General features: G+C 76.0%; 7 protein-coding genes. 1 reads left to right on the top strand and 6 read right to left on the bottom strand.

Features of this window, described 5'->3' with window-relative positions; all coding sequences use genetic code 11:
* Positions 1–20: 20 nt before the first annotated feature.
* From ACGFIR_RS15195 to ACGFIR_RS15220, 6 genes are all read right to left on the bottom strand, one after another.
* On the bottom strand, positions 21–1,937 hold the full coding sequence (locus tag ACGFIR_RS15195; RefSeq protein WP_393145454.1) for a hypothetical protein: 1,917 nt from the start codon (positions 1,935–1,937) through the stop codon (positions 21–23).
* Positions 1,934–5,674 carry a DUF5682 family protein gene (locus ACGFIR_RS15200; protein WP_393145456.1) on the bottom strand — a complete coding sequence of 1,247 codons (3,741 nt, stop codon included), beginning with the start codon at positions 5,672–5,674 and terminating at the stop codon, positions 1,934–1,936. Before ACGFIR_RS15200 ends, ACGFIR_RS15195 begins: the two co-directional genes overlap by 4 nt.
* The gene (locus ACGFIR_RS15205; protein ID WP_393145458.1) at positions 5,671–6,861 is read right to left on the bottom strand and encodes an AAA family ATPase; all 1,191 of its coding nucleotides are present in this window, start codon (positions 6,859–6,861) and stop codon (positions 5,671–5,673) included. The genes ACGFIR_RS15200 and ACGFIR_RS15205 overlap by 4 nt, the downstream gene beginning before the upstream one ends.
* A 112-nt stretch (positions 6,862–6,973) precedes the next feature.
* Positions 6,974–11,989, bottom strand: a complete 5,016-nt coding sequence (locus tag ACGFIR_RS15210) for a hypothetical protein (RefSeq protein WP_393145460.1) — start codon at positions 11,987–11,989, stop codon at positions 6,974–6,976.
* 5 nt (positions 11,990–11,994) lie between these two features.
* Complete coding sequence (locus ACGFIR_RS15215; protein ID WP_393145462.1) at positions 11,995–12,852, bottom strand: DUF4132 domain-containing protein; 858 nt, start codon at positions 12,850–12,852, stop codon at positions 11,995–11,997.
* Positions 12,853–13,271: 419 nt separating this feature from the next.
* Positions 13,272–13,568: a hypothetical protein gene (locus ACGFIR_RS15220; protein WP_393145464.1), complete on the bottom strand. Its 297-nt coding sequence runs from the start codon at positions 13,566–13,568 to the stop codon at positions 13,272–13,274.
* Positions 13,569–13,971: 403 nt separating this feature from the next.
* Here ACGFIR_RS15220 and ACGFIR_RS15225 point away from each other — a divergent pair, with 403 nt between their 5' ends.
* A complete protein-coding gene (locus ACGFIR_RS15225; RefSeq protein WP_393145466.1) occupies positions 13,972–15,027 on the top strand; it encodes a hypothetical protein in 1,056 nt (351 codons plus the stop codon).
* The last annotated feature ends 69 nt before the right edge of the window (positions 15,028–15,096 follow it).

The raw sequence follows: 15,096 nt of genomic DNA on the forward strand, positions 1-15,096 counted from the left end.
GGTCGCCGGCGTCGACAGCGTCAGCCGAGGGGCGGTGCGGTCCAGGAGGACCGGATCAGCTCCCGCTCGGCCGCGGCGAGGTGGGCGGTCGCGGCCAGCCACGCCCAGGCGTACCGGTCCGGATCGGGATCGGTGAGCCGACCGAACGCGTCCCGGCCGCGCCGGTCGGACTCGGCGGCGAGCCCGGCGGCCACGGCGGCGGCCGTGGTGAAACCCGCCCGGCGCAGCGGGCCGGCCAGGCCGGCCCCGTCGCCGCGGGCCGCCTCGGCGACCGCCCGGCGACCGCCGGAGACGGCCAGCTCCACCAGCCGGCGGACCCGCCACAGCGGGGACTCCGCGACCGCGTCCGCGCCGACGGCGAGCACCGGCCCACCCGGCGCGGCCGGGTCGCGGGGTGGCAGCTGACCGCCCTGGAGCTCGTCGTAGCCGAGGTCCACCCGCCCGTGCCAGTCCGCCGGCAGCCGCAGCGTCGTGGCCTCGCCGGGGACCGGACCGACCGCGAGCGGGCGGAGCGTGCCGGCCCGGTCCGGGTCGAGCCGGCCGACCACCCGGATCCGCAGGCCGGGCCGGGAGGCGAGCCGCCGCAGGTTGGCCACGTGGGCCAGCATCGGGTGCGAGCTGACCGCCACCAGCCGGATCACCGGCCCGTCCGGTACCGGCACGCGCTCCGCCGCCGCGCCGGCGGCGGGGGCGAGCTCGCGGGCCAGCACCTGGTCACCGACGGCGCCCACCACCACCAGGTCACCGCCGACCAGCGCGGTCCCGGCCCGGCCCGGGTCCTCGGGGTCCTCGACGGCGAGCTGGGCGGTCACCACCTCGGCGAGTGGGCGGCCGAACAGTTCCGCCACCGGCCCGGTGGCCCAGTCGGTCTCGACGAGCGGGGTGGCCCGGACCCCCTTGCCGGCGCCGAGGCGGCCGTCCGGGGAGACCGTGGTGCCGGTGATCCGCAGGCCACCTCGGGACAGCACCGCGTGGTTGACCGCGACCGCGCCCATCTCGGTGACCGCCCGGGCGCAGTCCCGCGCCCGGTCCGGGCCGCCCGGCCGGACGTCGCCGAAGGAGAGCTGGCGCCCGTCGGCGGCCACCAGGTGGGTGACCACCCCGGCGTACCCGGTCGCGCTGATCACCGGTTCCCGGCAGACGCCGTACACCTCAAGCGTGCCGTCCGGCTGGTAGGCACGCCGTAGGACGCCGACCAGCGCCGGGTCTGGGTCGCCGGCGGACAGCCGGCCGGCGACGTACAGCAGGTCGTGCAGCACCTCGACGAGCTCGGCCAGCCGGTGACCGTTCTGTCGGCCCCGGTGTGCGCGCAGGCCACGCACCGTACGCAGCGCGGCGCTCTCGGCCCGCGGCAGGCCGGCCAGCCGGGCGCTGTGGGCGGCCCGCAGCAGTTCGGCCTGGGGCACTGCCCCGGCGGCCGGCGCGCCGGCCGCGAGCACCGCGGCGGCCGCCCGCCACAGCGCGCCGGCGGCGGCCCGTTGCGCCTTCGTCGGCGCCGCGCCCCGGCGGCCACGACCGGCAGCCTCTCCTGCGGTACGCCCGGTCCCCCGGGCGCGACTGGCGGGCTCGGCGGTCGACGGTCCCCCGGCGGCGGACGCCGGATTGGGGTGGGTGGCCGGGTCGGCGACCGGGCAGGCGAGGAGGACCGCCGTACGGTGCAGGCAGCGCGGCGCCAGCAGGCAGCTGCACCGCGCCTGCTGCGCGTCGGTGACCGCGCCGGTCGGCCCGGGCGTCAGGGTGACCAGCGCCTCCGGGCCGCAGTCGACCGACACGCCTCCGTCGACCGGCCCGACCGGTACGCCGGCCAGCCGCTCGACGGTGGCGTCCAGCCGCTTGTGCAGCCGGGGCGGCAGGGCCGCCACCGCCGCGGCGGCGACTGCCGGCAGCACCGGCGGCAACCGGTCGGTGTCTGCGGCGGTGGCTGTGCGGTCTGTCAACGTGATCCTCCGCGGATGCGGTCGCCCACCCAGCGGGCGAGTTCGAGCGGGCTGAGAGCGGCGACGGGCATCCCGGCCGCGACGAGCTGCTCGGCGACCGGCACCGAGTAGCAGGGCGCTCCCCTGTCGTTCAGCGCGGCGCAGCCGAGCAGGTGCACGCCGGAGCCGACCAGCGTGCGGACCTCGCCGAGCAGCCCGGCCAGCGGGTAGCCCTCCTCGAAGTCGCTGACCACCGCGACGATGGTGCGGCTCGGCACGGTCACCAGCGAGCGGGCGGCGGCCAGCCCGGCGGCGATGTGCGTACCGCCGCCGACGCGTACCTCCAGCAGCAGCGAGAGCGGGTCGTCGACCCTGCCGGTCAGGTCGACGACCTCGGTGGAGAAGGCGAGGAAGTGGGTGGACAGGGTGGGCACCCCGGCCAGGACGGCGGCGGTCAGCGCCGACCACACCACCGACGCCTCCATCGAGCCGGAGACGTCGACCACCAGCACCAGCCGCCAGTCGGCCTCCCTGCGGGTGCGGGTGTTGAAGACCGGGCGTTGCGGCACCACGACCGTCCGGCCGTCGTCGAGCCGCTGGGTGTGCGCCAGGTTCGCCCGCAGCGTACGGGCCAGGTTGATCCGGCCGCCGGGACGGCGTGACGGGCGCGGGTTGCTCAGCCCCGTCAGCGCCGGGCGCATCTGGGTCGCCAGTTGCTTCGTCAGCTCCTCGACCAGCCGCCGCACCAGGGGCCGCAGCTTGGCCAACTGCCCCTCGGGCAGACCACCGGCCAGCGACAGCACCGAGGTCAGCAGCTCCATCGAGGGGCGTACCGCGGCCGGGTCGAGTTCGGTGAGCACGTCCGTACGGCCGTTCTCGGCCGCCCGGGCGATGACCTCCTCGCGTACCGCGGTGCCGAACAGCGCCTCGAGTTCGTCGGCCCACTCGCGCGCGGTCGGGAAGGAGGCCTCCTGTCCACCGCCGGCCGCCTGGCCGAGGTCGGTGGCGCCCTCGCCCTGGCCGGCCCCGTACAGCTCGTCCAGGGCGCGGGCGTAGCGGCGGGCGTCGGCCGGCAACCGGTCGGGTTGGCGGCCGAGCAGCAGCCGCCAGCGGTCGGTCGGGGTGAGCCCGTCCTCCAGCGCGGGTCCGGCGCCGGCGGGGGCCTCGCTGCCGGCGGGGACTTCGGCGCCGGCGGGGGCGTCGGCGTCGACGGGGGCGCTGGTGCCGGCGGGGGCGTCGGTCGCGCCGGTCGGCGCGCCCGGGAGCGGGATGTGACGGGCGAGCAGGGCGGCCCGACCGGCCCCGTCGGCGGCGGCCCAGCGGGCCAGCAGCTCGGGCGGGGCGGACAGGCTCAGGTCGAGCCGGTCGCCCAGCCGTTCGGTGACGGTGTGCAGCAGCCGCTCCCGGGCCGCCGGGGTGAGCACGTCGAACCCGCCACGCAGCGCCGGCAACCGGTCCAGGAAGTCGGCGTCGGGCAGCCGTTCGATCCGGTCCAGCAACGGGTCCAGCGCGGCCGGGGCGGACTGCAGCAGCGGGTGCGCCCCGGCGAGCAGGCCACCGAGCAGCCGGTGCAGGTGCCGCCGCGTGTCCGGTCCGGTCGCCGCGTCGATCCAGCCGGCCACCCGGCCGCCCAGCGTCTCCAGGTCGGTCAGGTCGAGCAGCACCCGGGCGGCCAGGGCGGCGCCCTGGATCAGCGGCGAGCCGGCACGGGCCAGGTGGTCGAGCGCCTCGTCCAGGCGCAGACCGATCCGGTCCTCGCCGGCCCGCACCGCGAGGTCGACCAGGGCGGCGGCGTCGGCCGGGGCGTCGCTGCCGGCCAGTCCGGGCAGCCCGCGTACCGCCGCGTCCAGCAGCACGACGGCCAACTCGGCGGCCCGGGCCCGGCCGTCGGCGGTGGTGCCGGGCAGGTGTTCGCGGCGCAGCGCCTCCAGCAGATCCAGTGCGGCCAGCAGCTCGGGCAGCGTGCCGGTGCCCGGCAGCACCGCGGCGGCCAGCTCGAGCCGGTCGGTGACCAGCTCGGGCAGGTCGCACCGGGCGGCGTCACGGAGCCCGGTGAGCAGCTGCGCGGCCGTGGGGCCACCGTCGGCGGCCTCCCGGCGGAACCGCTCCCGCAGCGTGCCGGCCGCGGCCAGCGCCGCGGTCACCCCGCGGACGCCGACCAGGTCCAGCCGGGCCGCCACGGACGGCGTCCAGGCCAGTTCCCAGCGGGTGGTCAGGGCAGCACCGTCGCCGGTGCCGGACACCGCGATCGCCTCGCCGTAGCCGACGCCGCAGATCTGGAGGCGTTGCAGCAGGACCTCCCGCCGCCCGTCCAGCTCAGTGCGCAGCGGGTCCAGCCGTACCTCGCGGGACTTCGGGCTGTCGGGGTTGGGCAGCCGCAGCGTGGCGAGTTCCGCCTCGACGGCCGGGCCGAGCCCGGAGCGCGGCGTGCCCGGGGCGACGCGGCCCCGTTCGGCCCCGACCAGCACCGTCTCCAGCGCCCTGGCCAGCGCCCGGCCGCGGCCGAGCAACTCGCCCTGGCCGAGCACGGTGGTCACCGCCTCCAGCACCTCGCCGCGGCCCGGGGCGGGCAGGTCCCGCAGCCGGGCCAGGTCGTCGGCGAGCCGTACCGTCTCGGCGGCCTCGCCGGTGCCGGCGGTGTGACCGGCCGCGCGCAGTTCCCGGCACACGTCGGTGACCGCCCGGGCGGCGGCGGCCCGGATCCGTTCCGGGTCGCCGGCCGCCGTAAGCACGGACTGCTGCCAGCGTGGGTCGCGGATCCCCGCCGGGTAGCCGGAGCGGGAGTCGAGCAGGTCGAACGCGTACGGCACCAGGGAGGTAACCGCCGTGCCGCCGGTGGTGGCCGGCGCGGGCGGGTCCGACACGGCCCGGACCGGGCCGTTCGGGGCGAGGGCGGGCCGGGTGGCCTCGACGGCACCGTCGACCGCGGGTGGGGCGGCGAGCAGGGCCGGGGCGTGGAAGGCGCCGACGACGGCGGCGACCCGTCGGCCGTCGGCACCGGCCTCGGCCAGCACCCGCCGCATGTGCCGCTCGCGGGCCAGGTCCCGGGCCGGTACGCCGTCGCGGTTGGCGCTGTCGGTGCGCATCGCCCAGCCGACGCCGAGCGCGGCCCGACGCAACGCCTCGGGCGGGCAGCCCGGGGCACGCACCTCGACGACCCGGTCCCACAGGTCGTCACCGTCGCGGCCCGTGCCGCTGGCGCCGAGCGCGGCGGCGTACGACCGGCCCGGTGCGGGCACCGGCCCCCCGGCGTCTTCGGCGGCGCCGTCACCGGCGGCGGACCTGGCGCCGGCGGTCGGGGCGGAGTCGGGGCCCGGGCCGGGTGCGGTCGCCGGCTCGGCGGTCTCGGCGGTCCAGCCGGGATCGCCCAGCGGCAGGTCGCAGCAGCGCACCTCGACGCCACGCTGGCGGGCCCAGCGGATCGCGGCGAGCTCCGGGGAGAAGTCGGCGAATGGGTAGAAGCCCATCTGCCCGTCCGCGCCGTGGCTGCCCACGAGCGCCAGGGGGGCCCGGGCGGCCGGGTCGGACAGGTACGGCAGCCAGCGCTGGAAGTCGGCCGGCAGCTCGACACAGACCACCTCGGCCCCGGCGGCGTCCAGCAGGTCCGGCACCACCGCCGCGAGCGCCGGGCTGTGGTGCCGCACCCCGATCAGGTACGGGTGGGCCGAAGCGGCGAGCGCGTCGAGCACGACACGCGGATCGGCCGTCGACCGGTCGGCCGCCGGCGGGGCGGGCGACGTTCGGGAGAGGGTCGTCACCGCAGGCTCTCCCGCAGGTCCCAGAGCCGCCGCCACATCGCCGAGCCGTCCTCGGCACGGCGGCGGACCGGGCCGTCCCAGTAGCCGAGCAGCCGGGCGTGGTCGTCCTGGTCGTCCTTGCGGACCACACCCAGCAGGTGCCCGGGCACCAGGTCGAGCGCGTCCCCGCCGGGCAGGTACGCGGTGGCCAGGCCGAGCGACACCGCCACCTGCACCGCCTCGGCGGTGGACATCACCGTACCGGGCCGCTCCACGTCCCAGCCCTCGCCCGAGCGGCCCGAACGCAGGTCGCGGAACACGGTCACCAGCGCGTCGAGCACCGCGTCGTCCACCGCGTACGGCGCGCCGGCGCGCTGCACGGCGGCGGTCGCCTGCCGGCGGACCAGGTCGGTCTCGACGCCCGCGTCCGAGATCGGGTGGATGGTCTCGAAGTTGAACCGGCGCTTGAGGGCCGAGGACATCTCCGACACGCCCCGGTCCCGCAGGTTGGCGGTGGCGATCACCGTGAACCCGGGCACGGCGCGGATCAGGCCGTCGTCGGTGCCGGACAGCTCCGGCACGTTCATCCGCCGGTCGGACAGGATGGACACCAGCGCGTCCTGCACCTCGGGCAGACAGCGGGTGACCTCCTCGATGCGCACCACCCGACCGGTACGCATCGCGGTCAGCACCGGCGAGTCGACCAGCGCCTGCGGCGTCGGGCCCTGGGCGAGCAGCAGGGCGTAGTTCCAGCCGTAGCGGAAGGCGTCCTCGGTGGTGCCGGCGGTGCCCTGCACCGTCAGGGCGCTGGTGCCGCAGACGGCGGCGGCCAGCAGCTCGGAGAGCATGGACTTGGCGGTACCGGGCTCGCCGACCAGCAGCAGACCCCGCTCACCGGCCAGGGTCACCACGCACCGCTCGACGAGGCTCCGCTCGCCGACGAACTTCGCCGGGATGGTCATGCTGGCCGGCAGCGCGCCACCGTCCGCGCCGGTGCGCCGGTCGGCGGGCAGCTTCAGCGCCTCGCCGTCGCTGCCCTGGATGAAGGTGACCACGGCGCGCGGGGTCAGCGCCCAGCCCGGGGGCCGGGCCCCGTCGTCGTACGCGGCCAGGAACGCCAGCTCGTCGGCGTACCGCTGCTCGGCCGAGAGGACCTGGGCGGCGTTCTCCGGCGCCTCGGAGGGGCGGACGTCTTCCGTCACGGTCACGGGTGTTCCTCGATCTCTCTCTTGGGGTGTTTCGGGACAGGGGTGGGCGGGGCGGCGGCGCCGCGACGGCCGGGGCAGGTCGTCGCGGGCGCCACCACCCGCCGGACAGGGGTCAGCGGCCGGGCAGGTCGGCGAGGCGGGGCCGGTCGCCGTCGCGGAGGCGTCGCCAGGCCCGCCGGTAGAGTTCCGCGGCCGGTTCGAACGGCACGGTCACCCCGAGCGCGGCCGTGCCGTCGGGGGCGAGGTCGAACAGGGCCAACTTCCAGCCCTCGATCGGCACCTGCCCGGCGCCGCGCTCCAGCCACGGGCCGGGCAGGAACAGCGACCGGCCGGCCCGGGACCGGCTGGCCTCGACGACCAGGTCGGTGCCGGCCAACTCGGCGCGTGCCGCCTTCAGCCGCGCCGGCTTCCAGCCCGTCCACCTCGCCGTGTTGCGGTCCGTCGGGTCGGGCATGGCCAGCAGCATCAGGTACGCCGCCGCCGCGTCGGTGCCCAGGCCGTACGCCTCGGCGACCTCGGCGACCACGTCGGACGCCGACCGGGTGGGATCCTGCGGCCACCAGGTCCCGTCCGCCGCCCGCGCGCCGTCGGCGGGCTCTCCCGCGTCGGCGAGCAGCGCCGCGAAGCGCGGGTCGCGCACCAGCCGCAGCGCCACCTCCACCGGATACGGCTTGGCCACGTCCCTGCGCAGCGCCGGCAGGTACGGGTCCGTGCCGTCGGCGTCGAGCAGCTGCGGCCGCAGCGCGGGCAACGGTCGGCTGTCGTGGGTGGACAGCACGATGGCGCCGTAGCGTTCCCAGCCCGGGCCCGTCTCCGACGGGGTGCCCGCCACCTGCCGGAACTCGGGCAGGTAGACGTACTGCTCCAGGTCGAGCATGAGGTCGGGGTTGGCCAGCCGGTCCCGGATCGTGGCCAACGCGGCCGGCAGCGCCGCCCGGCACGGGTCGCCGACCGGCGTGTGGTGCGCGACCCAGGCCGCCAGGGCGATGGTGGAGTGCAGCACGTGCCCGGTGAAGCCCGCCGTGCGCTTGGCGACGGGCCGGGCCCGGTTGCCCCGGACCTCGAAGGCCAGGTCGGTGCTCAGCTCGGCCGAGCGGGCCGGGTCGAGCAGCGCCGGCAACGCCTTCGCGGGCGCCCAGCCGGTGCGGATCGCACGGGTCGCCTCGGCGAGCAGCTGTTCGGGCACGACCGCCCGGCGCCCCAGAGCGGCGTTCCATACCGCCGCGGCGGCGGCCACGTCCGGTCCGTCGGTCCACAGCCGGGCCGGGTCGGCCGGCAGCAGCGCCGAGACCACGGCCAGCCGCAGTGCCGGCCTCGCCTCCCGCAGGACCCCGAAGGCCAGCTTGACCTCGCCGACCTGCCTGATCCCGAGTGCCTTGCGCAGCTCGGTCGGCACGGTGCCGGCCGAGTCGACGTACGGCAGGCCGGCCAGCACCAGCTTCGCGGCGGTGGGGGTGATGCCGGTCAGCTCGGCGAACCGCTCGGCCGCCTCCGGCCGCCAGGGCAGCGGGCCACGCGCGGCCCACTCGGTGCGGAAGGCGGCCAGCCAGCCGGCCGGCCGTTCGTCACCGACGGGCTCCAAGGAGTGCAACGTGTACGGCTCGGGCAAGGCGAAGACGCCGGCCGGGTCGTGGTGCAGCGCCTCGAAGAAGTAGCCGGTGGTCGTGCCGCTGGAGTTGAGCACCGCGAGGAACGCCCCGTCGGGCAGCGGCAGGATGCCCGGCCGCGGGTAGCGGCGCGAGCCGTCGGGGTTCCTCATTTCGTCGTCCAGCACGTGCAGTACGCACCGGCGCCACCGCCCCGGCTCGGCCGCCGCGCCCAGGTCGAGCCCGTCCAGCTCCGTGAGCAGCGCGCGCAGCGACTCCCGGTGCTCGTCGGGGGTGACCGCCGCGACGGCCCGGTAGGCGACGGCGGCGACGCCGCCGAGCAGCGACCACCAGTTCAGGGTGGACGGCAGCGCCGGCCCGTCCAGGTGCAGCCGTACGGCGGGATTGCCCCCGCCGGTGACGGAGCGCTGGGTGGCCAACGCCCGGAACTGGGTGAAGGCGTGCGCCACGGTGCCCGCCCCGTAGATCGAGCCGCGCAGCCCGTCCAGCGCCGCGCTCAGCTGCCTGTCGGTGGGTCCGGCCGCAGCGGCCGGCGGTGCCTCGGCGACGGGGGCGGACAACGACCGGGTGAGCCGCTCGGTCACCGCGTCCAGGTCGGTGCGCACCCGGGCGGCCAGCCGCAGCGCCCCGGCGACCCCGGCGAGCAGGGCGTCGTGGCCGATCGCCGGCAACGTCGACCCGACCAGCTCCACCAGCTCGTCGGTGGCGTCCTCGTCGATGGCGGGTGCGGCGGCGACCGTGGCGGTCGCGACGGCGACGGGCAGGCCGGTGACCGCCTGCGTGGCCACGGTCGACCCGGACCGCGTCGCCGCGCGGGCGGCCTCTTCCGCCAGGGCGGCGCGCCGCTCGTCGATCGCGACCTTGAGCAGAGCGGCGGCGGTCTCCCGGTCCATCCGGCGCAGGGCGATGGAGCCGGCCGGGTCCCGGGGCAGCAGGTGACCGACGAACGCCTGCGGCGGCAGCGGCGGGGCGGCGGGGTTGTAGTCCCGGCTGGACGGCGGTCCGGGGGCCGCCGACGCCGTCCCGTCGGGGTCGACCAGGACGAGGCCGTTGAGCACGGCCCGGGGCCGGTCGTCGCCGGGCAGCACCAGCGCCGCGATCGGCTCCTGCCCCGCGGCCACGGTCACCGTACGACCGGCGAGGTCGTCGCCGCGTACCGAGCCGTCCGGCAGGGTGACCACCCGCCAGCCGAGCAGACCGTCCACCGGGACCGCTGCCGGGGTGGCCCGGTCGGACAGGGCCGGACGCAGCCAGCTGGCCGACGCCCGCAGCCGGCTGCCGTCGACCGGGAGGTCGGCCAGGAACCGGGGCAGGCCACACCCGCCGTGGGTGTTGGCGACCGGGTCGTACTCGCGCCAGCCGTGCGTGTCGTCGTCTTCGCCGCGCCGGTAGACCCAGTGGGCGGTGCCGTCGGTGATGACCGGCAGCTCCGACGGCACGACGGTGTCACCGGGGTGCAGCACGCCGTCGCCGGTGGTGCGCCCGCCGCCCGCCAACGGCAGGGTGCTCTGCTTTCCACGCGCCTGGCTGCCCTGGGTGCGGCCCTGCAGGGGCTGCGGCTCACCGGGCGCCGAGTGCCAGTAGCCGCGCAGGTCGTAGTTGAGCGCCTTGGAACGCCAGTAGACCAGCAGGTGGCCGTCGACGTAGTGGTAGCCGGGCTGGCCCCACATGTCGTTGGCCGGGATGCGCAGGTCGTGGCGGAGCACGATGCCCTCGGCGCCGATCACACGCACCGTGGTCGGCCCACCCAGGATGACGTACGGCCAGGCTTCCTGCCGGGAGAGCTCGACCGTGCGGTCACCGCCGGTCACCTCCTGCCAGGCCAGCTCCCAGTCCGGCCAGCCCAGTTCGTCGACAAGGCCACCGCGCAGGGTGCGGGCGACGCGCTCGGCGAGGTCGACGCCCAGGGCCTGGCCGAGGTCGCCGGCCCTGCCCGGCTCGCCGAGCCCACCCACGATGTCGGAGACCAGCCGCAGCGCCTCGACCGGGATCCGGCCCAGCCAGTCCACCGCCGCCGGCAGGTACGGCAGCCCGGCGGCGAAGCGGGCGCGGATCCGCGCCCGCAGCCAGTCGGCCAGCATCGGCCGGACGCCCGGCGTGTCGACCATCCGGCGCAACGCCGGCTGCTGGCCGTCGAGCTGGTCGAGACCCCGGCGCAGGGCGGCGGTGAACCGGTCGTCGCCGGCCACGGCGAGCAGGTCCCGCTCGCCGTCACGCTTGACCCACGTCGCCAGGTCGAGGGCGGCCCCCTGCTTGGGCGGCGTCACCGGCAGGCCGAGGGCGAGCAGCAGGTCGAGCAGGTCGAGGTCACCGTCGACGTCGAGGCTCTCGCCGCTGCCGGCCAGCTCGACGCGCAGCCGGTCGGCCATCCGCTCGACGAGCGGGTACAGCTGCGGCATCCGACGGCGGCGGTGCTGGTTCACGGAACTGATCCGACCCAGGAAGCGACGCAGCCAGCCGACGGAGCCGTCGCGCGGGCGTGCCGCGTCCGGCACGTCCGGATCACACAGACCGGCGAGCGCGCCGGTGTCAGCCAGCAGCGCCAGCCAGGCGACCAGCTCGTCGCTGTCGGCGGGCATCAGGTCGAGCAGGCTGCCACGGATCGCCGGGTCGCGACCGGCCAGCGCCGTCACGGCCGGCAGGTGCGCCTTCCACCAGCCGGCCGGCGCCTCGGCGGCCACCGGCAGCCGGAGCAGCTCGGTCAGGTAGACGTCCGCGCGCTCGGCGACCGCGGCAGCTGCCTTGCCGGCGGCTTTGCTGGCCGTACGGACCAGCCGGTTCACCGCGGTGGCCGACTGGGTGGACGGCACCACCCCGGCGGCCGCGGCCCGCAGCGCCAGCCGGCAGAACCGGTCCAGCGCCTCGTCGGCCGGCAACTGGGCGGACAGCTCCTTCGCGTAGCCGGCCAACGCGGTCGCGGACACCACCTTTGCCGACGCGAACTCCACGTAGACCTCGTCCAGCCGGTGCAGGTCGACCTGCAGGCCGTGCTGCGCCTCCGCCTTGCGCGCCTTGTTGAACAGCTGCGTGGCGTACGCGTCCTGCCCGGCGGCGAGGAACACCCGCGCCGCCTGCTCGAAGAACGTCGGCAGGAAGTGCGGCAGCGAACGGGCGAACCGGTCGGCGATGCCCTGGTGGGCGTCCAGGGCGGTCTTGGGGCGCGAGCGCACCTGCTTGGCCAGCTTCTGCAACTCCGGCACCACCGCCAGCGCGTGCCGGCCGTCCGCCGGGTGGTGCACCAGCACCCACTCCGGGAAGGCCAACGGGCGGCGGGGGCCCAGCCCTACGACGACCGGCTCGGCGCCCGGCGTCAGGCCGAGGAACTCGAGGGCGATGTCCTCGCCCTCGCCGAGCGCGGCGTCGACCAGGCGCACCACCGGCCGGTCGTCGAGGGCGGGGTGCCGGTAGGTGCGGGCGGTGAGGGGCACCGCCCGGTCCCCAGCCCCGGCGGTACCGCTCGGCAGCACCGCGCCCGCGGCCAGCAGGCTCTCGGCCGACTGTCCGTCCGTCGTAGTCGTCATCGCGCTCACGCCTTGCTCCCCGTCCCGGTCACGGCGCCGGAGATCGCCGTCGCCATCCGCATTCCTTCCGACCAGGCCACCGGCCCGACCTCGGTCAACCGCAGCGTCGGTCCGTCCACGACCCGCCACGAGAGGGTGCCGAGGGTCGCCTCGGAGCTCCAGTAGTCCTCCTCGAACCACAGGGTCGCCTCGACGGTGCGGCCGGCCTCCCAGACGCGGCAGCTGATCTGCGAGCCGGAGGCCCGGAAGCCGAGCGTGCCGGCCCGGGCCGCCAGCCGGCTGGGGACCGTGGTGCCGCGGAAGTCGGGGATCGTGGTGTCGCGCTGCCCGAGGTCGTCGGGCCTGGCCCAGGTGCCGCGGTGCAGCTGCTCGACGCGCTGGGTCACGTCCAGTTCCTCGGCGAACTCGCGCAGGTCGACCAGGTCGGGCAGGCGCACCGGGTGGGGCAACGTGGCGCTGACCGGCGTGAGCCGGACGGTCTCCCCGTCGAGGTTGACCACCCGCAGGTCACCGGTGTCGGTGACGTCACGCAGGAAGCCCGGCTCCGCCGGGTCGTCACCGAGCACCACGAGGTCGCGCAGCGCGTCCCGCCAGGCGGGGTCCGGCCAGACCCGGGCCAGCAGCCCGGTCGGGACCGGCAGCGAGGACACCACCCAAGCGTCGACGCGGGCCAGGCACTCCGCCGCGTGCCGGTCGAGCCACTGGCCGAGTTGGCGCAGCCGGTCCACCTCGGGGGCGTCCCGCAGTACCTTCGGCAGCGTCTTCAGTGGACGGCCGCCGGCGCGTGGGCCGGTGGACCGGGCCGCCACCTTTCCGTCCACGAGAGAGATCTCGTAAGAGTCCCCCACCGCTAGCCAGCCCATTCAGGAACACCCTCCGCAGTGGCAGAACAGCCAGATTTCGTGAGGAATCGGCCGTGATCGACAACGAGGGCACGCTAACAGTAGTGACCGACACGACAGCGACCCATCGGCCGGGCAACCGAGCCGGGGTCGGCGGGACGAACAGGACGAGACCTGTGGAAGTCGCAGCTCCGGTCCGCCGTGACGCACCAGGTGCGGCCGGCCGCACCTCCCAGGGGAGGCCATTTAGTGATCCAGGTCACGGCCGATGCTCAGCGGTCCGAAACAGTAGCGGCGCCGCCCCTCGATTGGGTCGGCGCCGCGATTGGTGCAATGCCCAGCTCGATGAACGACCGGGATCGGCACGTCGGCGGCTCCCGGCCGCCACCCCGCGCCGGGGTGCCGCGACCGCCCGCGGCCACCCCGACTCGACTGCCGGTTCAGCAGGTGGTGTTGCCGGCCGGGACCCAGCCGTCCACGGACGGGTGCTCGGCGCCGTGGCCGTAGATCCAGACGTCGTCGTCGACAGCCCAGACCTGACCGTGCCAGCGGAACCCGCGCCCGGCCGTCAGGGTGAGCAGCACGTGGCTGTGCGGTGCGGCGCGCAGCCAGGTGTTCTGCCGGAGATTGCAGACGATGCCCCACGCGTCGCTCGCCGACGCCGGCGCGGCCACCACGGCCGAACCGGCGACAACGACGGTCGCGACCGTCAGGGCGTGTAGCAGGCGACGTTTCACTCGTGTCCTCTCGACTGTGGACGATGACGGTTCCCGATTGTCGTCGATCGACTCGCTCGACGTCAGGGGACCCCACTGCCCGACCCGGCCCGCGATCGTGATGATCACGGACCGGCTGATTGCCGGTGCTGCGGGCGGCGCGGCCGGAGGTGTTTGAGCAGGGCGAGGAGTCGGAGCTGCCGGGTCGCGGCGCGTTGACCGGCACGGCGATCCCGGCGAAGCCTCTTCCACGGCCGGCCTCCGAGCGCGGTGCGGCTTTCGTCGGCTTGATACGAAACCCCGCCATCTGACATCGACCGGCGACAGATGTATTTATTGGCGTCGATTGGGCTCCGTAAAGGCGTCCACCCGCCGACGCGACCGCCCCGGGGCGTGCGGCGATCCCCCATCATCGGGAGGAAATGTGTCTACCAGACTCGCAGGAAGGGCTCGTCGTTCGACGCTCGCCCTGCTCACCGGCGCGGCACTGGCAACGCTGCTGTCCGTCACCTCGGCCGGGGCCGCTCCCCTGACCGGCCCGGCGGACAGCCGCGCTGGCGGCGTCGGCACCGCCAGCGCGGTCGACGTGTACATGCAGGACACGCCCGCCGACCTGGGGTTCGAGCCGCACGCGCTCAACCCGCTCTGGCAGAGCTCGGACATCAAGGTCTGCCCCACCGCCGTCGAGTGCGCGACCAGCCAGAACCCGATCGTCGGCCAGCGGAACTACATCTTCATCAAGCTGCGCAACCCCGGCCCGTACGGCGACAGCGTGATGGAGGAGGGCACGATCTGGGTCTACCGGACCACCCCCGGCGGCGGGGCGGCCTGGCCGGGGGCGTGGACCCAGATCGGGGCGATGGCAGTGCCGGTCTACCCGGGCGTCACCTCGGTCACCATCCCGTGGGACGACGTGCCCGGCCCGGGTCACTTCTGCCTGCTGGCGCGCTGGGTCTCCCCCAACGACCCGATGACCTTCGAGGGCCCGGACATCGGCGTCAACACCCGCCACAACAACAACATCGCCTGGCGCAACGTCGACTCGGTGGCGGTGACCGCCGGCGGTCTGGCGCAGATTCGCCCGTTCGCCATCGGCAACACCCTGACCCGGCCGGCGCGCAGCAGTGTCGTCTTCGGCCAGACCGGGGCCCCGTTCCAGGCCGCCGGTGGCCGGCTCGTCGCCGACCTCGGACCGACCCTGTTCGAGCGCTGGGTCAAGGGCGGCAAGGCCGGCAAGGGCGTCCGCGAGGTCGGCCGCAACCAGGTCGAGATCGTCGAGATCGGCCAGGCCAGCCTGGACAACCTGGAACTCAACCCCGGTGAGCGGCTCGTGTTCTCGCTCAACTTCACGGCGACCGTGCCGACGCAGGAGAGGACCGCCGTCAACGTGACCCAGATCGGCCCGGACACCACCGGCGCCGCACGTGCCGACCTCGGCGGTGTCCGGTACGACATCACGGTGGCCCAGCGGGTCAAGTAGTCACCCTGCCGGGGGGGGGTGGGAACGGAGGTCACGGACGGGGCCCGTGACCTCCGTTCCACCTGTCCG

This window comes from Micromonospora sp. NPDC049051, from assembly GCF_043197575.1.
Lineage (GTDB): Bacteria > Actinomycetota > Actinomycetes > Mycobacteriales > Micromonosporaceae > Micromonospora.